At 35.2% G+C, this 26,398-nt stretch carries 19 protein-coding genes; all 19 read left to right on the top strand.

Going from position 1 to position 26,398, the window contains the following annotated elements:
- Window positions 1–15: 15 nt before the first annotated feature.
- Complete coding sequence (locus tag BLV53_RS15210; protein ID WP_090302422.1) at window positions 16–1,977, top strand: polysaccharide biosynthesis protein; 1,962 nt, start codon at window positions 16–18, stop codon at window positions 1,975–1,977.
- Window positions 1,913–3,202, top strand: a complete 1,290-nt coding sequence (locus tag BLV53_RS15205) for a hypothetical protein (RefSeq protein WP_139298984.1) — start codon at window positions 1,913–1,915, stop codon at window positions 3,200–3,202. The genes BLV53_RS15210 and BLV53_RS15205 overlap by 65 nt, the downstream gene beginning before the upstream one ends.
- Entirely contained in the window at window positions 3,192–4,631 is a 1,440-nt protein-coding gene (locus BLV53_RS15200; RefSeq protein WP_090302418.1) for a DUF6056 family protein, read from the top strand. Before BLV53_RS15205 ends, BLV53_RS15200 begins: the two co-directional genes overlap by 11 nt.
- Window positions 4,632–4,643: 12 nt before the next feature.
- Window positions 4,644–6,194: a glycosyltransferase gene (locus tag BLV53_RS15195; RefSeq protein WP_090302416.1), complete on the top strand. Its 1,551-nt coding sequence runs from the start codon at window positions 4,644–4,646 to the stop codon at window positions 6,192–6,194.
- Window positions 6,195–6,357: 163 nt separating this feature from the next.
- On the top strand, window positions 6,358–8,064 hold the full coding sequence (locus tag BLV53_RS15190) for an AAA family ATPase (protein WP_090302414.1): 1,707 nt from the start codon (window positions 6,358–6,360) through the stop codon (window positions 8,062–8,064).
- 94 nt (window positions 8,065–8,158) lie between these two features.
- The gene (locus BLV53_RS15185) at window positions 8,159–10,039 is read left to right on the top strand and encodes an AAA family ATPase (RefSeq protein ID WP_242879123.1); all 1,881 of its coding nucleotides are present in this window, start codon (window positions 8,159–8,161) and stop codon (window positions 10,037–10,039) included.
- Window positions 10,040–10,070: 31 nt separating this feature from the next.
- Complete coding sequence (locus tag BLV53_RS15180) at window positions 10,071–11,189, top strand: glycosyltransferase (protein ID WP_090302412.1); 1,119 nt, start codon at window positions 10,071–10,073, stop codon at window positions 11,187–11,189.
- Window positions 11,182–12,324 carry a hypothetical protein gene (locus BLV53_RS15175; protein ID WP_090302410.1) on the top strand — a complete coding sequence of 381 codons (1,143 nt, stop codon included), beginning with the start codon at window positions 11,182–11,184 and terminating at the stop codon, window positions 12,322–12,324. The genes BLV53_RS15180 and BLV53_RS15175 overlap by 8 nt, the downstream gene beginning before the upstream one ends.
- Before the next feature lie 51 nt (window positions 12,325–12,375).
- On the top strand, window positions 12,376–13,305 hold the full coding sequence (locus tag BLV53_RS15170; protein WP_090302408.1) for a glycosyltransferase family 2 protein: 930 nt from the start codon (window positions 12,376–12,378) through the stop codon (window positions 13,303–13,305).
- Window positions 13,306–13,318: 13 nt separating this feature from the next.
- Entirely contained in the window at window positions 13,319–14,581 is a 1,263-nt protein-coding gene (locus BLV53_RS15165) for a glycosyltransferase (protein ID WP_090302405.1), read from the top strand.
- Complete coding sequence (locus tag BLV53_RS15160) at window positions 14,582–15,586, top strand: acyltransferase family protein (protein WP_090302403.1); 1,005 nt, start codon at window positions 14,582–14,584, stop codon at window positions 15,584–15,586.
- Between the two features lie 83 nt (window positions 15,587–15,669).
- On the top strand, window positions 15,670–18,291 hold the full coding sequence (locus tag BLV53_RS15155) for a glycosyltransferase (RefSeq protein WP_090302401.1): 2,622 nt from the start codon (window positions 15,670–15,672) through the stop codon (window positions 18,289–18,291).
- A gap of 19 nt (window positions 18,292–18,310) precedes the next feature.
- On the top strand, window positions 18,311–19,105 hold the full coding sequence (locus BLV53_RS15150; RefSeq protein ID WP_090302399.1) for an ABC transporter permease: 795 nt from the start codon (window positions 18,311–18,313) through the stop codon (window positions 19,103–19,105).
- Window positions 19,106–20,395 carry an ABC transporter ATP-binding protein gene (locus BLV53_RS15145; protein WP_090302397.1) on the top strand — a complete coding sequence of 430 codons (1,290 nt, stop codon included), beginning with the start codon at window positions 19,106–19,108 and terminating at the stop codon, window positions 20,393–20,395.
- Between the two features lie 61 nt (window positions 20,396–20,456).
- Window positions 20,457–21,563 (top strand): glycosyltransferase family 2 protein, encoded by a 1,107-nt coding sequence (locus BLV53_RS15140; RefSeq protein ID WP_090302396.1) that lies wholly within the window; start codon window positions 20,457–20,459, stop codon window positions 21,561–21,563.
- Between the two features lie 111 nt (window positions 21,564–21,674).
- Window positions 21,675–24,155 (top strand): YfhO family protein, encoded by a 2,481-nt coding sequence (locus BLV53_RS15135; RefSeq protein WP_090302393.1) that lies wholly within the window; start codon window positions 21,675–21,677, stop codon window positions 24,153–24,155.
- 256 nt (window positions 24,156–24,411) lie between these two features.
- On the top strand, window positions 24,412–25,545 hold the full coding sequence (gene rffA / locus BLV53_RS15130) for a dTDP-4-amino-4,6-dideoxygalactose transaminase (RefSeq protein WP_090302392.1): 1,134 nt from the start codon (window positions 24,412–24,414) through the stop codon (window positions 25,543–25,545).
- Entirely contained in the window at window positions 25,545–26,069 is a 525-nt protein-coding gene (locus BLV53_RS15125; protein ID WP_090301069.1) for a GNAT family N-acetyltransferase, read from the top strand. The genes rffA and BLV53_RS15125 overlap by 1 nt, the downstream gene beginning before the upstream one ends.
- 11 nt (window positions 26,070–26,080) lie before the next feature.
- The coding region (locus BLV53_RS15120; protein ID WP_139298943.1) for a glycosyltransferase at window positions 26,081–26,398 on the top strand (318 nt) is incomplete at its 3' end.

Here is a 26,398-nt window from a genome sequence, read left to right as displayed (position 1 = left end):
AAACATGGAGATATAATGGAGCAAAAAATGAGTTTTTTCAGCAAAATAAAGCACTGGCATAAAGTTGCCTGGTTTTTGGTTGCCTATGATTTTATTACTATAGTTGCATCCTTCTTTTTAGCACTTTGGTTTAGATTTGATTGTAAATATTCCCTCATTCCGGATTTCTATTTCAATTCCTACAAACAGATAATATTCGTATATGCGATATTTACTATCATTGTGTATTACTTCTTTGGTTTGTACCGCAGTATATGGCGTTTCGCCAGTTTCTTTGAATTAAAGAAACTTACCTACGCATCTGTATTCACTCTGTTTGTAAAGGCATTGTTTGCTACAAGTTTTGTACGCAGAATGCCTATTTCCTACTACGTGTTTGGTATAGGTTTTCAGTTTTTATTTGGTGTAGTTATCAGATTTTCATATCGTTTTGTGCTTCTTCTTAGAGACAGCAGAGCAGGTACAGATCTGGACAAAAAGGTCATGATAATCGGTGCGGGCGATGCCGGCAGAATGATTATCCGCGATGTCAACTACATCAATAACAACAGAAATCACGCCAAGGTCGTATGTATCATAGATGACAACCCAAACAAATGGGGTAGATACATCGACGGTGTTGAGGTCGTAGGTGGGCAGGATAAGATTCTTGCAAATGTAGAGAAATTTGGCATCAACGAGATATACATAGCTATCGCAAATATCAGTCCTAGTAAAAAACGTAACCTGATTAATATCTGCAAGGAGACCAATTGCGTTATTAAACAGCTTCCAAATATGTATGCAGAAAAAGCTGGTGTTATCAGCGCCGGTAGCCTGCAAAATATCAGCATCGAGGATGTATTGGGACGAGACACCATCAACATCCACCAGGAAGAGGTGGCCAATCAAATATGTGGCAAGGTGGTGTTGGTAACTGGCGGTGGCGGTTCTATCGGTTCCGAGCTTTGCAGACAGATTGCAAAATATGCACCAAAGCAGCTTATCATTTTTGATGTATACGAGAACAATGCTTACGATATTCAGCTAGAGCTTAAGAAGAGGTTTCCTGAGCTTAATCTGGTGACATTAATTGGATCAGTGCGAGATACCAGACGTTTGGAAAATGTATTTGAAACATATCATCCTGACATATGCTATCATGCAGCAGCGCACAAACATGTTCCACTTATGGAGGACAGCCCTTGCGAGGCTATCAAAAACAATGCTGTAGGTACTTACAAGACAGCCTATGCTGCTATGAAATATGGCTGTAAGCGTTTTGTCCTTATCAGCACAGACAAGGCTATTAACCCTACCAATGTAATGGGGGCCACAAAACGTATATGCGAAATGATTATTCAGACCTTTGACAAAATGATTCGTGAGGGCAGAGTGGATGAAATGCCTATGCTTTATTCTCACTCTGATGATAACAGTGAGGTTGTGGCAAATCACAAGGGCGTTGATGTTCCACACACTGAATTTGTGGCTGTTCGCTTTGGTAACGTGCTAGGCTCGAATGGTTCTGTTGTGCCACTCTTTAAAAAGCAGATCTCAGAAGGTGGCCCAGTTACAGTTACGCATCCTGATATCATCAGATATTTCATGACTATCCCTGAGGCAGTAAGCCTTGTACTGAAGGCTGGGGCCAATGCCGAGCATGGTGAGATCTTTGTACTGGATATGGGCGAGCCTGTAAGGATTGCAGATTTAGCAAGAAATATGATAGAGCTTGCCGGCTACAAACCAGATATCGATATCGAAATCAAATATGTGGGATTGCGCCCAGGCGAAAAGCTATACGAAGAAAAGCTTATGGACGAAGAGGGCTTGAGAAAGACTGATGACAAGCTCATACACATTGCTGAGCCTATAGATTTTGACTCAAATTTATTTATACAAGAACTGAACGATTTAATGAATTATGCTTATGAAAACGAAAACGAAAAAGTGCTGGAGAAAATCAGAGAAACAGTACCTACATTTGCTGGATAGTTTCGTATTTACGGTATGTGCTGCAACGATTTTTACTTTTTGTATTTGTAGTTGGCTTTTGGATATCAATTATAAATACACGATAGATATGACTGGTCCTGTTGTGGACGTAAACCATATCTTTTACATCGCGGCATTAGCATCTGCCTATTACCTGATTCGAAAAAGACAGATACAATTTGATTTCTCACTTGTTCTGCTTTGCACGGTAATGGTTTTTGTGGCCATTATTGATTATCACACGGAAGATTATGTTCCAGTTAGTTATGCTTGGATTCTACCAATGGCATATATTTTAGGAAAGCTAATAGTTGGAACAGATCGGGAGACAATAAATGAAAAAATAGTAATTCTATATTTTTCAATGGCAATTCCTATGTATATCCAAAGTGTATTGGATATAGGTAGTAACTGGAAAACAGGCTGGGCGCTAGGCACAGAAAGATGGCCAGAATTTTGGACTGGTGAAATAGAACCTAGAACAACTTACGAGCTGGGTTTTGTCCTTACCACAAGTGCATTTGCATTTGCTTTATATGTATTCAAGAAGCATACAATAGCCTCAATAATTATTATTGCAGCAAATGTGCTTTTACAATATATGGTCATGCATGTTCAGGGAAGACAGAACCCGGTGCTACTGATACTTACAATTCTCATTGTAGGATGTCTAGTGGTTTATGACAGATGGCATGGAGACAATAAAAGGCTTAAAAAGATTTTCTTAACCGCAACAACAGTGGGCATACTGATAGTAGTTATAATAGCGGTTCTGTTTACAACAAACACATTTGGTCTTATGGACAAATACAAGGCTTCATATTGGGCTGATGGAGGTTTACTTAAAAACGAGCGTATTGATATTAACCTGACAGCATTTAGGAGTATGCTTAAATGGCCGAATGACAATTACACAGAACGAGCAGGCCTAGATAGAGCCCACAGCATGGTATTAGAGTATGGTCGAGTATACGATATGACAGTATACCTGGGGCTCACATTAATAAGACTTTTGTTTATATTCCAAGCTATCAGATTGACATTGGTTAAGAACTCAAATTCATGGATTAAGTACCTGATTGTACCAGCCTTTGTATCATTAAATTTATACTATACTATGGAGCCAAACGCATACGCCCATAGGTATTTTTGGATGCCAGGACTGTTTTTCAGCGGCATGATAGCGGGATGGCTGGAGTTAGAGGGAAGAAAAATTGAAAAATAAGAAAGTATTATTTCAAATTGTGATAATAATGGTTTGTATGGCTATCATGATTCCATTCATGGTGATGGCCATGTACAGCAGACCATGCGCTGATGATTTGAATTATTCTGCAATGGTATATCAGACCATAAAGTCAGGTAATCATAACATTCTCCATATTTTAAAGACAGCATATGATGTGGATATTATGTATTACAACACATGGCAGGGCCTATATACATCAGCATTTTTCCTTGCTCTTCAGCCAGGTGTCATTAGTGAAAAGCTTTATGGAATAGGTGCGATTTTATTAATCATTTTTATGTTGTTTTGTACATATTTTGCGATTTCTATACTCAATAAGTATGTTTGGAGTAAACGTTTTGACAGACTTTCTGTAGCTATGTTTTCATTTGTGACTACAGCTATTATTTTAATTGGTCTGCCTAGTACAACAGAGGGACTATATTGGTTCAATGGTGCTTGGAATTATGTACCTTTTTTCTTTCTCAGTGTTTTAAATATTTCTCTGTTATTGGTTTGGAATACAATAGATAGCGATAGGAAGAAGTGGATATATATCATACTTTCAAGTGTACTTTCATTTATCATCTCGGGTGGTAACCATGTGACTGCATTTTTAAATATAATGATGCTTACATTTGTATTGGTAATATCTGTTTACAAACAAAAGATTGAGGCATTACAAATTGCAATATCATGGGCTGTTGCACTTTTGGGATTTTATATCATGTACAAAGCGCCAGGTACAGCTGCCAGACAGTCTTGTTTCGAGAAGCAGGGTGTTGGAGTGACGATGGTTAATAGCTTTAAAGAGTTTGTAAATCTTATAGAGAACTATACCAATGTGACATGGATTATGTTAATGATGGTTGCGTTACTATTTGCAATGGAGCTTGAAAATGTGGGAGATGTAGTTACACCAATCAATCCACTGAGCTATATTGTTTGTTCTTGTGTAATTATGTGCGGAATATTATGTGTTCCATTTTACCCAATGGGCAATTTTGGTGCGCCTAGAGTATATAATATATTCTGGCTTACATTTATGGCACTGTCTTTTGCCAATATGGTTTATGTTGTTTGCTGGATTAAAAATAGGGACCTTATTGATATTAAAGATTTTACTGGGTTGGATAGAGGAATTACTGGTAGTATTTTAGTTGCATTAATTATTACTATGTTGTTGCCAAGTTCAAATTTTATATCAGTGCAAAAAGAACTTGTTGATGGAACAGCAAAAAGCTACGCTGAGGCCTGTGATGCGCGATATGAATTAATGGAGAGCTCGACAGATGAAATACTATATGTAAAGGCGCTACCATTGTCCTCTAACATTTATTTTAGCGACCTTTCATGGGATATGCAGGACTATAGAAATGTGGGATGGCACGATTATTATGGTAGATGGCTTGTGCTTACAGAATAGGAGAAAATCTTAGTGAATAAAATTCTGATTACGGGAGCAAACTCTTACATTGGAAAAAAGTTTATAGAATATACAAATAGCTTCGACGATTTTTCTGTCGAGGCTATTTCTGTTAGAGACGATAGTTGGAAGGCCATGGACTGGTCAGGCTATGATGTTGTCTACAATGTGGCAGGGATAGCCCATATAAAAGAAACAGATGAAAACAGACATCTGTACTATGAAGTAAACCGTGATTTGGCAGTAGAGCTTGCAAAAAAGGCCAAGGCAGAAGGAGTTAGACAATTCATTTACCTTAGCTCAATGAGCGTGTTTGGCATGGTTGAGGGGCACATTACAAAGGATACCCCAACACATCCAGTGAACGCCTATGGAAAGTCAAAGCTTGAGGCAGAGCGGCAGATAATGGCTATGGCATCATCTGATTTTAAAGTAACTATTGTCAGACCTCCTATGGTCTATGGCGAGGGCTGCAAGGGAAATTATCAGATGCTTAAGAAGTTTGCACTGAAATTCAAAGCATTTCCTGATGTGTACAACCAGCGCAGTATGATTAGCATTGAAAATATGTCAAAGGCTGTTGTGGAAATGGTAGAGCAGCCTAGAACTTCGGTGTTGCATCCGCAGGATCCGGAGTATGTTCGTACTTACGATATGGTGAGGGGGATTGCAGAGGATGCTGGGTATAGATTTCACAGAATAGTACTGGGACGAGATTTGATTCGACTGATGACAGGCCGTGTAACAGTATTCAAAAAGGTATTTGGAAGTCTGACCTATGATTATAGAATTGATGAGCGCTTGAAGCCAGAGCAGGGATTGGTGTCTATAATTATGCCTATGTACAATGGGGCAAAATACGTGGCAGAAGCCATAGCATCAATACAAGCTCAGGACTATGATAATTGGGAGTTACTTGTGGTAAACGACGGCTCCACAGACGAGGGACCTGAAATTGTGAAGACACTGGCGGCAGCCGACACTCGCATAAAGTTGATAAACAAAACTAACGGCGGAATTGCATCTGCAAGAAATACTGGAATCAAAGCAGCAAAGGGGCAATATCTGGCATTTTTAGATAGTGATGATAAATGGCTTGAGGGAAAACTTACGAAGCAAATTGAGCTTCTTAAAAGCAAACAAGCAAAATTCTGCTACAGCGCCACAGCCTTCATGACAGATGACAGTACACCACTAGAAAAATGGTGGCCAGTACCAGCAGAAGTAGACTACAAAAAGCTACTCCATGCCAATGTCATCCCTTGTTCATCAGTTCTAATAGACAGAACAGGCCTTAAATCTTTTTTAATGCCAAAACAAGGCCACGAGGACTATGCCACCTGGCTCACAATTCTTCGTGACAATAAAATAAAAGCCTACGGCCTCAGCGAACCACTCTTCCGATACCGCAAATCATCATCGGGGGCCAGCAGCAAAAAGTTAAAGACCCTCAGCTGGACCTGGCATGTATACCATGACAGTCAGGGATTTGGGTGGCTTAAAAGCACCTGGTGTTTTTTCAGGTTCGAGTGGCTGACAGTGTGGAAGTATTTGAGGAGATGAATACTAGAAGTTTGTTAGATTTACGCTAATGCGGTACAATTATTTGTATCGAACAACGTGTAAATATTTCAGTACATTAAGTATATAATTCTGCTGAGGATAGAGCATTGAACAGCTGATGTGTTACACTAACACTGAACAAATGATTTCTGAGGGAAATAAAATGGGTATCTATTTAAATCCGCCAATACAAAGATTCGAAGAAGCAATAAAATCAGATATTTATGTTGATAAAACTGGGATGATTTCGGAGCTTAACAAGGTTATTGGCACAAAGCAAAAATATATTAGCGTATCACGTCCACGTCGTTTTGGAAAAACTATGGCTGCAGATATGATATGTGCTTATTATGGAGCTATTGAATCCAGAAGTTTGTTTGAAGACAAGGTTGTAGCAAGTGAATCACCAAATGAATGGGACGATGAATTAGGCAAATATAATGTGATTAGAATAGTTATGACTGATTTTGTGAAGAAGGATAAATCAGTTGCAGATGCTATTAAGCTAATTACAGCACGAATTATATCTGAACTACGTGAAGAATTTCCAAATGTGGAATATGATTCTGAAGATTTATTTTACAGCTTGGATAAATTGTATCTTAAGGAAAAGACTCAGTTTGTTATCGTAATAGATGAATGGGATGCGATTTTTAGAATCCGTAAAGATGATAAGGAGGGGCAGAACCTTTATTTAGACTTCTTGCGTGATTGGTTTAAAGACAAAAGCTACATCGCCTTAGCATATATGACAGGAATTCTTCCTATCAAAAAATATGGAGAGCACTCGGCATTAAATATGTTTGATGAATACTCTATGCTATATCCTATGCAGTTTGCCAAATATACAGGTTTTACCACAGAGGAAGTGGAGGGACTGTGCCATGAATACAAAATGGATATAGAGGAAGTGGAAAAATGGTACGATGGTTACACTGTGGCTGATAGCATCCCACTTGATAAGCGTGAGTTATATAGGGCAGGGGAATACGAGAGACACAAAATCGCTATTTATAGTCCGCTGTCGGTTGTCCAGGCTATGCGCACAGGCATAATAGGTAACTACTGGAATAATACCGAAACCTATGAGGCATTGGCAGAGTATATCCGTAAAGATTTTGATGGCTTAAAAGAATATACGGGTATTTTGATGAATAACGGCAGAATGAAAATAAACATATCTAAATATCAAAATGATATGACCACTTTCAAAAGTAAAGACGATGTGTTGGCTCTGCTTATTCATTTGGGATATTTAGGATATGATTCTGAAACTGAAGAAGTTTTTATTCCAAACAGAGAAATTTTTGAAGTATTCAAAGATTCAACCAGTGATGACCCTCAGTGGCAAGAGCCAATTGAGGCAATGACAAAATCAATAGAGTTGCTAGATGCTATTTGGAACTGTGATGAAAAAACGGTCGCTGATATCATCGAATGGACTCATGACAGGACAGATAATAAATCCTATAACTCAGAATTGTCCTTAAGTCACACGCTTCAGTACGCTCTCTACGCAGGTCAGCAGTACTATACAGAATTCAAGGAAGTGGATTCTGGTAAAGGGTATGCAGATTTGGTTTACATACCATCGCCTAAACATACGGACAAACCTTTACTACTAATAGAGTTAAAAAATGGTAAGAGCCCGCAAGAAGCCATAGACCAAATCCTCTCTAGAAATTATTCTGACAGGTTAGAGCATTATAAGGGAAATATGCTGATAATAGGAATCAGTTATGATGCTGATGCTAGGAATGTGGATGAGGGATATAAGAAGCATTTTTGTAGGATTGTTAGGGGCGGAGGTCTGTTTGATGATAAGCTGGCCACGTTGGAGATGAGTGCTTTAAATTGCAATTTCAGTTAACGGAATTGCAATTTTTTGCTATAATAAGAATGCGAGCAATGCCGAAATTGCAATTTTGTATTTGCAAAACTTTTATAGGATAGATGGTGACTCTATGGATATGAGAATAGAACAACTGATAAATGCTAAAAAAAAGTCGAAAATGACATATGAGCAAATTGCTGAAAAGTCAGGTGTCAACTTAAGTACAGTTCAAAAAGTCTTGGGTGGGAAAATAGCATCTCCTAGATTTGAAACCATGGAGGCTTTGGAAAAAATACTTTTGGCTGAATCAGGAGTACCTGAAAATGTTCACACGAGAGAGATATCCATTGGTAATCAGGATTTTAAAACCATTATTGAAAACAATTATTTTTATCAGGATAAGACTATGTTTATCAAAGAGTGGTGGGAAAGTGGTGATGTTGTAACTCTTATTACCAGACCAAGGCGCTTTGGTAAAACCCTCAATATGAGTATGTTAGATTATTTCTTCTCAAACTCTATTGAGGATACAAAAAGGCTATTTGAAAACCTGGCAATATGGAAATATAAAGACTACCAGAAGCTCCAGGGGCAGTATCCAACCATCTTCATCAGCTTTGCATCTGTAAAGGGCAACACATACGAAATGGCCAGACAGCAGATAATCCAAGAGATTGTAAGGCTATATCGAAATAATCAGGACTTGATAGAATGCGATTTTGTATCTGAAAAAGACAGGGATTTTTGGTCACTTGTGGGTTATGATATGTCAGATGCTGTAGCTAGCAATGCTATTAATTTTATATGTGAACTTATGTATCGTAAATACGGTAAGAAGGTCATAATCCTCATGGATGAGTATGACACTCCATTGCAAGAAGCTTTTGTAGATGGATTTTGGGATGAGATTACAGTTTTCATTAGAAATATTTTTAATGCAACTTTCAAGACAAATAACTATCTTGAACGTGCAATAATGACTGGAATCACAAGAGTCAGCAAGGAATCTATTTTCTCTGATCTGAATAATCTAAAGGTGGCATCAATAACAACTGCCAAGTATGAAACGGCATTTGGATTCACTGGAGATGAAGTATCATCATCACTTGAAGAGTATGGATTGTCTGCACTGAATGCGGAGGTTCAAAAGTGGTATGATGGATTTGTGATTGGCACCAAAAAGGACATTTATAATCCGTGGTCCATAACACAGTTTTTGGATACAAAAATCTTAGATGATTATTGGGCAAACACAAGTAGCAATATGCTGATTGACAAATTGATACGTGAGGGAAGCCCAGATATCAAGAAAAAGTTTGAAACGTTATTAGACGGTGAGAGTGTTGATACATTAATTGATGAAGAAATAGTTTTTAATTTGATTGATAAAAGTGAATCAGCGGTATTCAGTATGCTTTTAGCTTCAGGATATCTGAAAAAAACAGAGCTTCTTGAAGGAGCAGGAATGCGCAAAAAATGCAGAGTAGCCATCACAAACACCGAGGTAATGCACATGTTTAAAGACATGGTAAAAAGATGGTTTGAAGGTAGCAACACTAGGTACAACGATTTCATTCAGGCTCTATTAAACAACGATTTGAAATATATGAATAAATTCATGAACGAAATTGCGCTGAATACTTATTCATCATTTGACACAGGAAAGCGACCATCGGAATATGCAGAACCAGAACGGTTTTATCATGGCTTTGTGCTGGGCTTAATCGTAGACCTGGCAGAAAAATACCAGATTAAATCCAATAGAGAAAGTGGATTTGGCAGATATGATGTTTGCCTAATACCCAAAGATAAAAATAATCCAGCATACGTGTTAGAGTTTAAAGTCTATGATTCTGATGTGGAAGCTGGCCTTGACGATACAGTACGAAATGCGTTGAACCAAATCACAGAAAAACAGTATGATGCTGAATTGATTAATGCTGGAGTAGAGGCAGATAAGATTCATCACTATGGATTTGCTTTTCAGGGGAAAAAGGTGCTGATTGGGTGATAATAAAAATATATGTGGTGGAGATTTACAAATGAGCAACCCCATAAGAGTTCTACAAATAACAGATTGCATAAGGCACGGAAGTGGTGTTAGTGAGGTGATAATGAATTATTATCGCTTTATGAATCCTAGTGAAGTGCTTTTTGATTTTATGGTAAATGAGCCCGTGGAGGACGATTTAAAAAAATGGATTGAAAGCAGGGGCTCAAAGATATTTGTTATGCCTAGCCTGACCATTAAAAACACTTTCAAATATAAAAAAGAACTGGAAAAATTCTTCAGGAATCATCAAGGTGAGTATCAGATTATTCATGGTCATACACCCAATGCAGCAGCCTATTATATGCCGGTGGCAAAAAAGTATGGTATTCCGGTGCGAATATTGCATAGTCACAATTCTAGAGGTGCGGATTCATCTATAAAACGTATTAGAAATAGATTAATGAGTCGTGTGGCAATAGCAAATGCCAACCAAAGATTTGCTTGCTCAAAGGTTGCATCAGAGTATTTATATGGTGATGATGAAGCTTTTATTTTAAATAATGCTATTAATCTGGAAGCATTTAAATTTGACGCCAGTGTGAGAAACGCGATTAGAAATCAACTGAGTGTATCTGATGATATAATTTTAGTAGGCCATATTGGCCGCATGGCTGAGCAGAAGAACCATCTATTTATAGTAGATATTGCAGAGCAGGTAATAAAAGAAGATTCAAATGTTAAGTTTTTACTTATTGGAGATGGACCACTACGAAACGATATCTTACAGAAAATAAAAGAAAAGAAGTTGGAGAATTATTTCATATTGCCTGGTGTAGTTAGCAACCCGCGAGACTATTATCAGGCCATGGATGTGTTTATTCTTCCATCACTCTATGAGGGACTACCAGTTGTCGGAGTTGAAGCTCAGGCCGCAGGATTGCCAACCCTACTATCCACAAATGTCACACCAGAGACTCTCATGACTGATAACATTGCTCAATGTTCAATCGACAATCCTGTAAATTGGGCAGCGTGGATTTTGGGTGTGCAGGGAAATAGAAAGGACAATTGTTCAATCTTAGAAGAGAAGGGATTTAATATAAAAAAACAAGCTAAGATTTTAGCAAATCAATATATTAGGTTTGCAGGGGAAAAAAATAATGACTAAAAAAATAGATTATAGATTTAAGATTCTTTATGCAATAGCTATGATTATGCTTGTTGCAGGTCATTGCGGAGGTGGTGGAATAAATGGTGGAATATTTGAATGGTTTCCAATGGCCGGTCAAAATTTGATTTTATTTATATTTGCATCGGGTTATTTCTATAACTCTCAGGTAGAGGAAAATGTATTAGGATATATTTGGAAAAAAGTCAAGCAACTGATAATACCATTATATCTATATACAATAGGTTATGGTCTGTTTGTAATGTCGCTTGGGGCTAAAGGCTTTATGTTGGGTGGAGATTTCACATTTGAGAACGTAGTGATAGCGCCAATTACAAATGGTCATCAGTTCCTTTTTAACATGGCAGGATGGTTTGTGGTTCCTCTATTTATGGCTCAGTTCTACAATATTATTTCTAGAAAAATTTTTTCAATATTTGGAATTAAAAATGAATATTTATTCCTATTTATAAATGTTATCTTTGGTATTGTGGGCAATACACTGGCGTGGGAGGGTAGAAATACAGGCTGGTGGCTTGTATTGGTCAGGTTTACATATTTTGTAACATTTTATGAAATTGGTATATTCTATAGAGCGGCACTTGAGAAATATGATTTGAGAATTCCTGATTTTTGGTATCTTGCAATATTGATGATATTGAAATGTGGAATGATGCTAGTGTTCAAAACAAATTTGGTTTTTACTCCTTCGTGGTGCAATGACTTCTCAGGACCATTAATGCCAATAGTGTCAGGTATTATAGAGATTGCATTTTGGTTTAGAATTTCAAAAGTGCTAGAACCGGCAATTGGAAAATCCAAGTATATTGGTTTAATTGCAAATAATACTTATTCAATTATGATGAATCAGTTTCTTGGTTTTTGGATAGTAAATTATATTTATATGGTTTTAGTAAAATATAGTTCAGTATTCAGTAGTTTTGATGTTGGACTTTATAAGTCTGATATATGGTATATGTTTATACCACTTGACTTACGTCAAATGAGAATGGTGTATTTAGTAGCAGGCATATTGTTACCAATAGCTATTCAATTATTTTTTTATAAGGTAAAAGCAATCACAAAGATCCTTGATATTAAGAGATTATTGCAGAGGAAAAATACATCCCTGTAAATTAATTGGTCTATGAGGTCTATTTCTGTGAAATAAGTGTGGAATTAATTTATGAATATAGTAGTACTTATGTCTACCTACAATGGTGAAAAATATATAAAACAACAGCTAGATAGCATAGAGCAGCAATCGGTAGCGAAGAAACTGTCATTGTATATCCGTGATGATGGCTCAAAGGATAGCACAATACCTATTATAGAAACGTACATGAATGATGGTAATAGTGTAAACATTAAATTGGAACGTGGAAGAAATCTCGGTGTTATCGCCAGCTTTTTTGAACTGATTAAAAATGCACCTGAAGCGGATTATTATGCTTTCGCCGACCAGGATGATGTGTGGATGCCAGACAAAATTGAAAGTGCAGTGAAAATGTTGCAGGCAGAGGAGCAGAAGCGTGGTGTGGAAATTCCACTGCTATATTGTGGTGATACAAACCTTGTAGATGGTGATCTAAACTTGATTGTAAGGGAAAACAAGAACCCACGACCAAGCTTTGGTAATGCATTGGTAGAAAATATCTGCACAGGCTGTACAGCTGTAATTAGCAGGGCACTACTGGAGAAAATCAGAGAAAACATCCCTAATCCCAATAATATTATCATGCACGATTGGTGGATTTACCTTTTGGCTGAAGCCTACGGAAAGACCATTTTTGATAGTGAGCCCCACATGAATTATCGTCAGCATGGTCATAATGAATGGGGGGTAAAGACCACAAAAGGAGCTGTCCTAAAATACCGAATCAAACAGCTTTTCACTAAACGAGGTCAGATTTATAGGCAACTGGAGGAGCTTGTAAATTGCATCCAAGAGGACCCATCAATCACTGCAAGGCATAAATCTCAGATAAGGCAAGTCCTTGGTTCGGAACATAGTTTTATCAAAAAAATACAGCTGGCAAACTGCAGTGAAATATATAGAAACGATTCGGGGCGTGATAGGGTGTACAGGTTGTCACTGCTTTTGGGGAAGCTTTAAGGAAAAATAATCTATGATAAATAATAATTTTTGTCTGTTGATCCATTGGCGTAACCCATTTATAGTGAGTGCGGGATCAGAGAAATATATACAGGTACAAGTTGCTGAATTAGAAAAAAATAATATAGATACTATTGTCGTATTCCCAGTTAGAAAGAAGATAGGCATCACTATTTTTGGTTGGGGCATGATTGTAAATAAGAAATTCATAGGTGTATATGATGAAAAAATAGTAATCAAGCTTTTACATGAAGCCCTAGCAAGCCATTCTTGTAAAGGTGTTATGGTGCATCATTTAATGTGGTGTAATCTGCAGTCTTTGCAAAAAATATTATCTTTTTCACCTGAAATAATATTTTATGTGCACGACTATTATTCATGTTGTGAGCAGGAGAATTTATTAAAAAACAATGAGTACTATTGTGGTGATGGAGCATTGAAGGATGAAAAGTGCGGTGATTGTAGTTTCTACAAAATATCAATTGACAAAAAGGAGGCAACAAAAAATTTTTTAGCTAGTTTTGAGAAAATAGCTGTAGTTGCGCCATCTGAAATAGCTGCAAAAATATGGTCAGATGGATATCCTAAATATACAGGGAATATCAAGGTTATTGAACATCTTAGCGTAAGAGAGCATGCAAGAAAAACGCATCCATATTCAAATGACAAGTTAAATGTGGCATTTGTAGGTACGGGAAAAAAATCTAAAGGGTGGAATTTGTGGATAGATACAATAAAAGATCTGCCCGATGATATAAGAAACAGATATAACTTTTATCATTTGGGTTTCGCTCCTGAAGAGATTGCATATGTCAAATACATCCCTGTTTCCATAGCGGATGATGGGCCAAATGCAATGGTTGACGCATTGCGGAAATACAACATAGATGTCGCGATGTTGTTGTCATTGTGGCCAGAAACGTATTGTTACACTTTTTTTGAAGCATTGCAGTGTGGATGTTATGTGGTGACGACCGAGCTTAGTGGAAATATACAAAAGCAGGTCAATATTTATAAAAATGGGACGATAATAAAGCCGGGTAACCAGGCTTTAAGAGAACTACTAGCGAATCCTGATGAATTCCACAAATTGTGTGTTGATTATAAAAAGAGGATGTTTAATCAGGAATATGAAGTGTCTTACAACAAAGACTATTTGCAATTATTGGCAGATATTCCTATAGCTGTTAGTTTAGATGAGGCAAAATCAATTAATTTTAACAAATCATTTATTGCAGATATTTTATATAGATTAAGATACAGGGAAGTATTGTAAGTGAAACCAGTCAATTCAAAACAAAAAGATAAAGGTATAGAATTAATCAGGGCGTTAAGCGCTTTAACCATAGTTATATATCATTTCGGGTGCCATTCTTCAGCAAATCTTCAGCATTTGGTATCCTATAAAAATGGTTCATGGGGTGAATTAGCCGTTAATCTATTCTTTATGATTTCAGGAGCAGTGTTATACATGAGCAATTGTAACATTGCCTCATACAAACAATTTTTTATCAAACGAGCCAAAGCTATTTATCCAATGTACTGGTTAGTTTCTGGATTAATAATAATACTAAAGATTTATTCGGAGGGGAAAATATTTTATGGGCCAGGCCCTCAACTTTTGACAGTGCCTATGGCAATAGCTGGGCTAAGTGGGTATTTTCAGTATTTAATACCGGGATATGAGTTGTGCGGCGATTGGTTTCTAGGTGCCATTATTCTTATATACTTACTATATCCGATGGTGGCAGGGATGATGAAATGGAAGCCAAAAGCTTTGCTGACTATAGTGACGGCATTATTTTTATGGGTAAGTTTTTTCGATATTTTTCTAATAGAGCCACAACGTAATTTGATTACATGTCTGTTTTCATTCGTCATTGGTATGTTCATGATTAGCAATAAATCGTTGCTTAACAACAATTTTTTTCTGATAGTGTCAGGCGTTTTTACAACATTGCAGTTTTTCGTGCATATTAATTTCAACTCTAATGTCGTGACACATTTCTTTGCCATATTTACTTTTGTAATAATATATAGGCTGGGAAATTGGGTAACTAGTGACAGCGTAATTGACAAAGGAATAACATTTATAGCAGGTATTTCCTACCCAATGTTCTTGTTGCAACATGCGGCAATAATTCAGGTGACACGGAGATATAACCCAACAGATATAAAAAACTCAATGATAATACTTCTTGCACTTATGTTTGTCATCATTATAGGAGCCTGGATAGTAAGGCGAATTAGCCAACTAATATTAGCACTATTTGTCAAATAAATTACGTATTATGAAATTTGTTAAATTTGATGTTATATAGTACAATACGAAACAGTGACTAGATAAGAAAATGAGGAACATTAATGATAGATAAATCAGTAGATATAATTATACCAATATATAATGCAGCAGATGATTTAGAGATATGTCTCGAAAGCATCTATAAACACACAGACCTGTCTAAAAATAGACTGGTCTTAATTAATGATAATAGTCCGGACCCTAGAATAAAAGAAATTCTGGATAGGCAAATTGGTGACAATATTATAGTTATTAATAATGAAAAGAATCAGGGATTTTCTGCAAATATTAATTTAGGCATGCAGCAGTCAGTAGAAAATGATGTAATTTTATTGAACTCTGATACAGTTGTCACAGACAGATGGGTAGAAAAGATGGTTGTGTGTGCATATAGCAACCCTGAGATTGGTACAGTTACACCTCTTTCAAATAACGCTACTCTTTGTTCAGTGCCTGTTTTTTGTGAAGAAAATAAGCTTCCAGAAAATATTGATGCAGAAAAGATGGGAGAGATAGTTGAGCACTGTAGCATGCACAAATACCCACAGATTTCAGTTGCACATGGATTTTGCATGCTGGTTAAAAGAGAGGTAATAGATTTAATCGGCAATTTTGACGCTGCAACTTTCGGACGAGGTTATGGAGAGGAAAATGATTTCTGTAATCGTGCAGAACAGGTAGGCTATATACATGTTCAATGTGATGACACTTTTATACTTCACACAGGTACAAAATCATTTGTTAGTGCAGAAAAAGAAGCTTATATAAGGGAGCATGACGCAATCTTGAGAAAGCGTTACCCATTACAAATGCATACAAATGATGTATATGTAAGAGATAATCCAAATGGCTATGTTCAAGAAAATGTCAGCATATTTATGGATGTAGAAAATGGAAAAAAGAACATCTTATATGTTGTACATACTGATTTTAGAAAAGATGCATCAGATAATGTGGGAGGAACTCAACTGCATGTTAATCATTTAAAAGACAGCATGGTTTCTGAATACAATGTATTTGTTGCAGCCAGAGATGGAGAATTTTTAAATCTCACACTTTATACAGATAAAACAGAACATTTTTGGAAGTTTTATATAGGAGAATATAAAGGATATTTTAGATTCCATGATAGAAATATTAGCAGAATATGGAATCTTGTTTTTGGTGCGTTCAAATTCGATTTGGTACATGTACATCATGTTCATAGTCTCTCGTTTGATATTTTTGACATTGCATTTGCGCAGAATGTGCCTGTTGTTGTTACATGCCATGACTACTTCTTTGTATCTCCATCTGTGAAATTATTGGACGCTGACTTTATGCCGATCGATAGCAAAACAGTCAATGATGAAGTATGGCAGAATGCTTTGGGGTATTGGGCGGATATCTATAACGGTACAGATTATATTAAACTATGGCAGAAAAAGAGCCTTGATGTATTGTCTAAATGTAGTGACATCATTGTTCCAAACGTGTCTGTAAAGGAAAATATGGGGCAATTTTATCCTGAGTTATTTGCTAAGATAAAAGTGATAGAACATGGTTATGAGTTTAAAACAGCTGAAGTCAAAACCGCTACAGAAAATGGTAATATTGAGCATTTCATTGAATCTGTAAAGAAAACTCCTATGGGGTATGTTATCGAAGGTTGGGCAATATTAGATGAATCTGATTATGAGATAGAATCTATTTATCTTGAAATAAATATAGGTGATAAGGCTACCACTATACCAACAACGACTGTTGAAAGAGGAGATATTGTAAACGCAAAGGGGTTCAGGGGGAAGAGCTTTAAAACGCTTATTCCATTTAATATATTTGATATTCATGTATCTCTCAATTTGTTAATCAGGACAAGCAGTAATATTTTTAAGAAAAATGATATATATGAATTAGATAGTGTTGATAAGTCCAATAATAGCTCTAAACTAATTAATATTGGCTTTATAGGTGGTATAAATAGAGAAAAAGGTGGAAGCATTATCTGCGATTTAATAAAAAAGCATATTCCAAATGTTAATTATTATATTTTAGGAAATATTGGATATGATGACTTGAATTTAATTAACGCTGATAATGTATATAAGTTTGGACAGTATAATTCTAACGATTTGCCAAAATTATTATCTCTTTACAATATAGATGCTGTAGGCATTCTATCAGTTTGGCCTGAAACATTTTCTTATACTTTGAGTGAGTCGCTTATTTGTGATATGCCTACCATAGTCACAGATATAGGCGCATTAGGAGAGAGAATGAAACGTACGGATGCTGGTTGGACTGTCACAATTGATGATGCAGCTGGACAGATAGCTAATATCATTCATTTGATTCAAACTGACAGAAATGTATTAGATGTTAAAAAAACTTCGGCAAAAAATTATGTCAATAAGACATTAAGTATGATGGCAAAAGAGTACCAGACTGTATATGAGAATCTCTTTAATGAAGAAACAAGGCAGAGTGGCTATGGCAACTTCAATGCCGAAGAATTATACAAGTGTTATATGAAAAGAACATTCTTCATAGACACAGCCGAAAAAATGGATGGTATTATGGCTGGAATCTCACAAGCAGACAAAGACATTTTAAATAGCTTTACATTTAAAGTTGCAAAGAAGATTCGATCAATTGATATTCCATTCAAGGTACAGTTATGGCGTTTGTTAAATAAGAGTCATTAGAAGGGTTGACATTATAAAAATGAATCACTTAAAAGAAATTTTTGAATATAGAGAAATGATATACGGTCTTGTTAGAAGAGAATTAAGAGGACGATATAAAGGATCTGTTCTTGGATTTTTATGGACTTTCATTAATCCTCTTTTACAGTTAGTAGTTTATACGTTGGTATTCTCAGTAATTATGCGTGCTGGAATAGATAAATACTACCTATTCCTTTTTGTTGCACTTGTTCCATGGATATTTTTTAGTACCTGTCTTACCGGAGGTGCGGGTTGTATTATGGCTTCCCAGGATATGGTAAAAAAAATATATTTTCCACGAGAAGTAATACCAATTGCGTTTGCAACATCTGCATTTATAAATATGCTATTAACATTTGTAGTAGTATTTGTCGTGCTTTTGTTTTCTGGATATGGATTGAATCCCGTAGCACTGTTATATTTACCAATTGTAATGCTTGTTGAATTCTTTTTAGCCTTAGGAATTACTCTATTGGCATCAGCTTGCACAGTATATTTTAGGGATTTACAGTATATTCTTGGTATTATTTCAATGGCATGGCAGTATCTTACTCCAGTACTTTATTCAAGCGCTATGGTTGAAGAACAGTTGGCAAATCACAGGATACTATTATATATTTGGAATTTAAATCCAACCACTCCTTTGATTAATGCCTATAGACAGATTTTATATTATAAGTCTGTTCCAGATTTACATACACTGTTGGCAGCTGTGATACTTGGTATGTTGGTTTGCGTTATTGGATACTTGACTTTTCAAAAGTTACAGAGAGGATTTGCTGAGGAATTATAAATGAAAGAGCAAAATGCAATTGAAGTAAAAAATTTAAAAAAGAGCTTTAAAGTTTATTTGGATAAATCAAACAGCTTTAAAGAAAAAGTTATATTTAAAAAGAGAAATAGATTTGAAGAACGAGCAGTACTGAAGGGTATTTCTTTTGAAGTAAAGAAGGGCGAGGCTATAGGACTTGTTGGACATAATGGCTGTGGAAAGAGTACAACCTTAAAACTTCTAACCAGAATAATGTATCCTGACTCAGGCACTGTGGAGCTTAAGGGTCGAGTATCGAGTTTGATTGAGTTAGGTGCAGGCTTTCATCCAGATATGAGTGGTCGTGAGAACATTTATATAAATGCATCGATTTTTGGTCTATCCAGAAAAGAAATTGATGCCAGAATGGCTGATATTATTGAGTTCTCTGAACTGGAAGATTATATCGATAACCCGGTAAGAACATATTCATCAGGTATGTATATGCGTTTGGCTTTTTCCGTGGCTATAAATGTTAGTGCAGATATATTACTTATCGACGAGATTCTTGCTGTAGGCGATGTTAATTTCCAGGCAAAATGCTTTAGTAAGCTACATGAGATTAAAAAGAATGGTACAACTATTGTCATAGTTTCTCATTCTATGGATCAGATAGAAAAAATATGCTCAAGAAGTATTTGGATTGATAGTGGTGAAATCAAGATGGATGGCAAACCAAGAGATGTCCACAATGCATATTTAGAGCATATGAGTGAAATGCGTCGACTTCAGATTGAGGAAGAAGAAAAACGTAGTGAAGCTCATAAACCAGATGATAGTAAAAATGCTGAATCAAATTCAGAAGAAAAAAGTGATGCTTCTAAAAATGATAATGGCAATAAACCTGAAAAATCTCAGAGAAGAGGTACAGGTGAAGCAAGAATCAGTGATGTCAAAATATTAGATGAAAAGGGTCAACCGTTATCATTGGTAAAGGACTCTGATTATATAAAGTTAGAAATATCTTATAAAGTAAATAAACCTGTGGAAGACGCTATTTTTGGACTTTGTATTATAAGGGAAGATGGTGTTAGATGCTTTGGTTGTAACAGTCTTGTGTCATACCAGATGGAAAAGAACTTGACAGAAGATGGAAAAGTTACTCTATGGATAGAAAATCGATTCCTATCAGGAATATATTATGTCGATGCCACAATTGAGGATTCTATGAGAAATACAATTGATTATTATGATAATTGTTTGAAATTTGAAGTGAATTCTATGGAAAAGATAGATGGTGTGACTTGGGTAAAGCATAAATGGCAATTTTAGTAAAGAGATAGTTATTACTTGATGACTATAGGGTGTAATAAATAGATTTGGTACTGAAAATATGGATTTAAAAGTTTCGATTATTATTCCTACATACAATAGAAAAAACACAATTCAAAGAGCTATTGATAGTGTTATTAAACAGACATATCAGAATTTTGAAATTATTATCATAGATGATTGTTCTAATGATGGTACATATGAGATTATCGAAAGCTATAATGATGATAGAATTATGTACTTAAAAAATGATGTTAATTTGGGGAGTGCTACATCACGAAACTTGGGAATGAGTCATGCAATTGGGGATGTAATAGCATTCTTAGATTCAGATAATGAATGGAATGAGCATTATTTAGAAAATAGATTAAAGTACATTTCTAAAGGCTATAATTTCGTATTTGGAAGAATAGAAATAATAGAAGAAAATGGAAATTGTGTCGTATTGCCAATAGAGTCATCAAGTGTGCTTAACGATTATGAAGAGTTAATGAAAGTAATTCTAGAGCATAACGTTATTGACACAAATGCAGTTGTTATGACTAGAGATTGTTATGATAAGTGTGGAGGATTTCACGATAACTTAAGGAAGTTTGACGATTGGGACTATTTCATGAAAATAATTGGTTGCAATAAATTTAAGTATTATTTCTGCGATGATGTGTTAATAAATAACTACCGACAAAATGATTCAATTTCTTATAATACAAGTACAACATGGGAGTCATTACTAACCATTTTTGTTAATCATCAGGACTTATATCGTAAATATAATATATTAGGCACCATGATGGAAAAGATGTTCTCTGTCGATTATGAGGGAATGTCTATTTCAGATAGATTAGATCAAATGGATAATTACATCCTAGCATCAGACTTGAAATCTCTTGTTCATTACTTTGTAAAAGCTATTAATTGTTATGCAAAAAATAATCATAGAATAACTGATGAAAGAAATTTATTATTAGCAGAAAATGAGAAAAAAGAGAGTTTCATCAGAGAGTTACAAATTGACCAGGCAAGAAAAAACTTGTTGGAAGAAGAGAACCTAAAGAAAGAACAGTATATATTAGAATTACAGAAGCAAGTAAGTGATTTGAGTGCAGAATTATCTAAATATAATAAAAAGAAAAAACTGACTCCTTTATTGCGTATGTTATTAAAATAACAAAAACGAAATTAGTTAATCAACAATTGTAGCTATACTTTCGTATATTATATAGGGGGAGTATATGAAAATGTAGGCTGACATCTTACATAATGAAGATAGGTACAAAATATGAAAAAATATATAGCTGACAGCGATGTATATAAAAAAGTTACAGTTATAATGACTTTATTATTTATAGTAATTAGTGTTTGGACTACTAATATAATGTCTTCTACACATTTTTTAATGTTGAAAACGGCATTAGTTTTATTTGCGATATTAATAACTAGTCTAGGATTGTTCAAAAATTATATTAGTTCAGATGTTGCTTTTATAATATTGAATATTTTATCAATTACATATGTATTTAGCGACTATATTATTGGAAAGAAATATTACATGTATTATGACGTAGGTGCTGATACACATGATCAGTACTATTCGTATTATATTAGTATTATTAACCAAATAAAAGAGTATGGTCTTATTAAATGGAATTGGTCATATGGACTTGGTGTGAGCTTAATAACAAATAATCAGTGGATTATGGATCCTTTTGCAATAGTATTAATATGTTGTGGATTATTATTTGGCGCTGGAGCATTACATTATCTACTGGTTTGGATGCAGATAATAAAAATAATAGTTTTATTTTATTTATCTAAGAAATTTTTAAAATATCATTTTGAGAACGATATTTTAGTTAATAGCGCATCATTTTTTGTTGCGCATTGTGGATATATATATTTATGGGGCCAACATTATTTTTTAGGAACAGCCCTGTTTTATTATGTTTTACTTTTGCTACTACTTGAACGAGCTCTTTTTTTTAAGTTCAGAAAAGGAAAGATACTGTTAACATTAGCCTTGGCTTGGATGCTTGCATATGGCGTCTATACAGGTTATATGATTTTACTTGGACTACTGATATATTTTGTATATAGACAAATTTGGATATGTAATGATGGAAAGGAAAACTTTTTTAGATATTTATTTCAATCTGCCTTCATAGTAATTGATGCAATATTAATTTCAGGATTAAGATTTCTTCCAATTTTATATAATTTATTAACTAATTCCTCAAGAATATCTTACGACAGTAATATTTTTTTAAGGATATTAGAAACATTCTCTACATATACAATTAAAGAAATCCCAGAGAGAATAGCAGGAATTATTTCAAATAATATTTTGTTTGTTAACGATGCATCTCGAACATTATTTTGTAATTATTACGAAAATCCTAAATATTTTATCAATTATTTTTTTATTTGCTCGTTATGTTTATGGTTTGTTTTTTCAAAAAAAACAGAGAATAAAAGTATCATAGCTGAAATACTAAAAAAAGTCTTTTTTGTAATATTACTGTTTTCGTCTTTTGCAGGATTGGTATTTAATGGCTTCCAATATCCGGCCTATCGACATTCGTTTATATTAGTACCTTTTATGGGCTTGATATATGGAAAGACTATAGAAGACTATAATTCAAGTGACTTCACAGTTAGAAAAAAAATATTTGCTTACGTTTTAAGCATTATATTTACGATGATAGGAGTTGTTTATGCATGGCAAGTGAAGGCAAGTGAAGTGGCGCCTTATTTATTGGTAGTCACGCTAATAATTGCTTTTTTCTTCATTTTATGGGGACTTCATTTTTTTGTTTTTAAAAGATTTATATTGGCCTTTGGGCTAAGCATTTTAATTTTTTCTAATGTATTAGATAATGAGTGGTCTACTAATAGAAGAGCTGTTACAAAGAACGAAGATTATAAATTGGTATGGGATAAAGGAGCGTTGGATATTGATACGAGTAAGGCTCTGAATTGGCTTAGAAATTATGATAATACTTTTTATAGAATTGAAAAGACGTATAATGATTGGAGCTATTTTACACCGAATGATTCCTTAGTAGAAAATTATTCTAGTGGCAGTGTTTATTGCTCAGTGTTAAATAGAAATATTCAGAAATTTTACGAATTAATATACATAAACTCGAATATTGATTCTAGTATTAAGTTTTTTTCTTTATCAAATACTCGTGATAGAATAGCTAATAAAATTATAGATGTAAAATATATTTTATCAAAGGAGCCAATGGTTGATTCTCAGTTTGAACTGATTAATCAGATTGATGATATTTATATTTATAGAAATACAGATACAGATTCAGTAGCCAAATGGTATGGTAGCACAATAACTACTAATGAGTTTGAAAGCTTAGATGAAGAAACTCAAAATCAAGTATTAGATAAATTTATGGTTACAGACGATGTATACATGAATGCGCATGCAAATGGTACTATGCAAAGTGATTTTTACATTGATAAAAAAGGTGAACTAAAAGGAACTATTAAAACTGACAATGATGGTCTAGTTATGATAGCTGTACCTGTAGATGATGGGTGGAGTGTGTACGTAGATAATCAAAAAGTTGAAACATTTTTAGCAGATTATGGTTTTATAGGATTACCGATTGATTCAGGCAATCATGAAGTATCTATTAAATATGAGACTCCAATGTTTAAGCAAGGTTTGTTTATGAGTTGTATTGGTATATTATTATTACTTATGTCTATGTCTTATACTAAAATGAGATTTGCTGATATATAATAGCAATAAAGGTATTTGATATAGATGTTTACCATGTGAAATGTATGGAAGAAAACCATAAGTAAATAGTGTGAGGAGACGATGAAATCATATGTTTTTTACCACAGTAGTAATATGGTGTATAATAAAGGTTGCTGTGAAAGTGATTTACTACAGTTGGTTTTAGGTGTAGCATATTTGGAGTTACATAGTAGGAATTAGCAGTTAAATATTTCTATAATAAGATTAAAAATATATAAAGAGGAAGGATTGTAAAATGATACCATTTAACGTCCCACCATTTGTGGGAACAGAAACAAAATATATCGAGGATGCCATTGCAAAGCACAAGATTTGCGGTGATGGCGAATACACTAAAAAATGTAATGCATGGCTTGAGGGAAAAACAGGATCACCCAAGGTACTTCTGACCACATCTTGCACACATGCTACAGAAATGGCTGCCCTCTTATGTGATATTAAGCCAGGTGATGAAGTAATCATGCCTTCATATACATTTGTATCTACAGCTGATGCGTTTGTACTGCGTGGAGCAAAGGTTGTGTTTGTCGATATCCGCCCAGATACAATGAATATTGATGAAAACAAAATCGAAGCAGCAATCACAGAAAATACAAAGGCAATCGTGCCTGTTCATTATGCAGGTGTGTCTTGCGAGATGGATACTATAATGGATATCGCCCGCAGACATAATCTGCTTGTAGTAGAGGATGCTGCCCAGGGCATTATGAGTACATACAAGGGAAAGGCCCTTGGTACAATCGGAGATTACGGCGCTTTCTCATTCCATGAAACTAAAAACTATTCAATGGGTGAGGGTGGAGCTCTCTTGATTAAAAATCAGGATATGATTGAGCCAGCAGAAATCATCCGTGAAAAGGGTACAAACAGAGCGAAATTCTTCCGTGGACAAATTGACAAATACACATGGGTAGAGGCAGGATCTTCATATCTGCCATCGGAGCTTAACGCTGCCTATCTCTATGGACAGTTGGAATCTGCTGACAAAATTTTTGACGATAGAATGAACTCATGGAACAAATATTATGATGCATTTAAGGAATTAGCCGATGCAGGCAAGGTTGAGTTACCAGTGGTTCCAGAAGGATGTACTCATAATGCTCACATGTTCTATTTAAAGTGCAAGGATTTAGAGGAACGTACAGCACTTATTAATTATGGTAAGGCGAATGATATTATCATGGTGTTCCATTATATTCCACTTCATTCAGCACCTGCCGGTAAAAAATATGGTCGCTTCAATGGCGAAGATATCTTTACCACAAAGGAAAGTGAGAGACTTGTCAGACTTCCTCTTTACTATGGTCTTACAGATGAGGATCATGCAAAGGTAGTAAAAACAGTAAAGGATTTCTATAGCAAGAACTAATGGCAAATATGAGAATAGACGGAGAAAAAATATATCTAACCCCTATTTCAGATGAGGATTTGGCAGATTTTGTCCGCTGGCGTAATAGCCAGTTGGTAAGAGAACGCTATATATACCGAGGCGAATTTACCATAGAAGGGCAAAAGGCCTGGATAAAGTGCCATGTGGATACAGGTGAAGCCATTCAGTACATTATCTGGGATAAGCAGGATGATAAAAGAATCGGCTGCGTGTATATCCAGGATATTGACAATGTTAATCACAAAGGTGAATATGGCATTTTCATAGGTGAGGAAGACTATTTGGGAGGTGGCCGAGGACGCGAGGCTGCAGAACTTATAGTAGACTATGCTTTTTCACATTTGAGTATGCATAAAATATATTTAAGAGTTTTATCTGACAACATTCGAGCATACAAATCCTATGAGCATGCAGGGTTTGTAAAAGAGGGATTATTCCATGACGATGTTTGTATAGATGGACTCTATCATGACGTGATTTTTATGGCTAGATATAAGGATTGAAGGTGCAGAAAATGAAAGTTTCTTTTGTAATACCATGCTATAGATCTGAAAAAACTCTGGAAATAGTAGTAAGCGAAATACAAAATAAAATGCAGCAAATGACAGAGCATACTTACGAAATCATTTTGGTCAATGACTGTTCGCCTGATGGCACACTAAGTGTTATTCGTAGGCTCTGTGCAGACAATGAAAATATCATTGGAATAGACCATGCTAAAAACTTTGGTCAGCACGCAGCTTTGATGGCTGGATTCAGCTTTGTATCAGGTGATGTAGTTGTATGCCTGGATGATGATGGTCAGACACCTGCTGACGAGGTAGACAAGCTT

The organism is Pseudobutyrivibrio sp. ACV-2 (assembly GCF_900107545.1).
Taxonomy (GTDB): domain Bacteria; phylum Bacillota; class Clostridia; order Lachnospirales; family Lachnospiraceae; genus Pseudobutyrivibrio.
The sequence above is the reverse complement of the archived record's forward strand: the minus strand, read 5'-3'. Positions and strand labels throughout refer to the sequence as shown.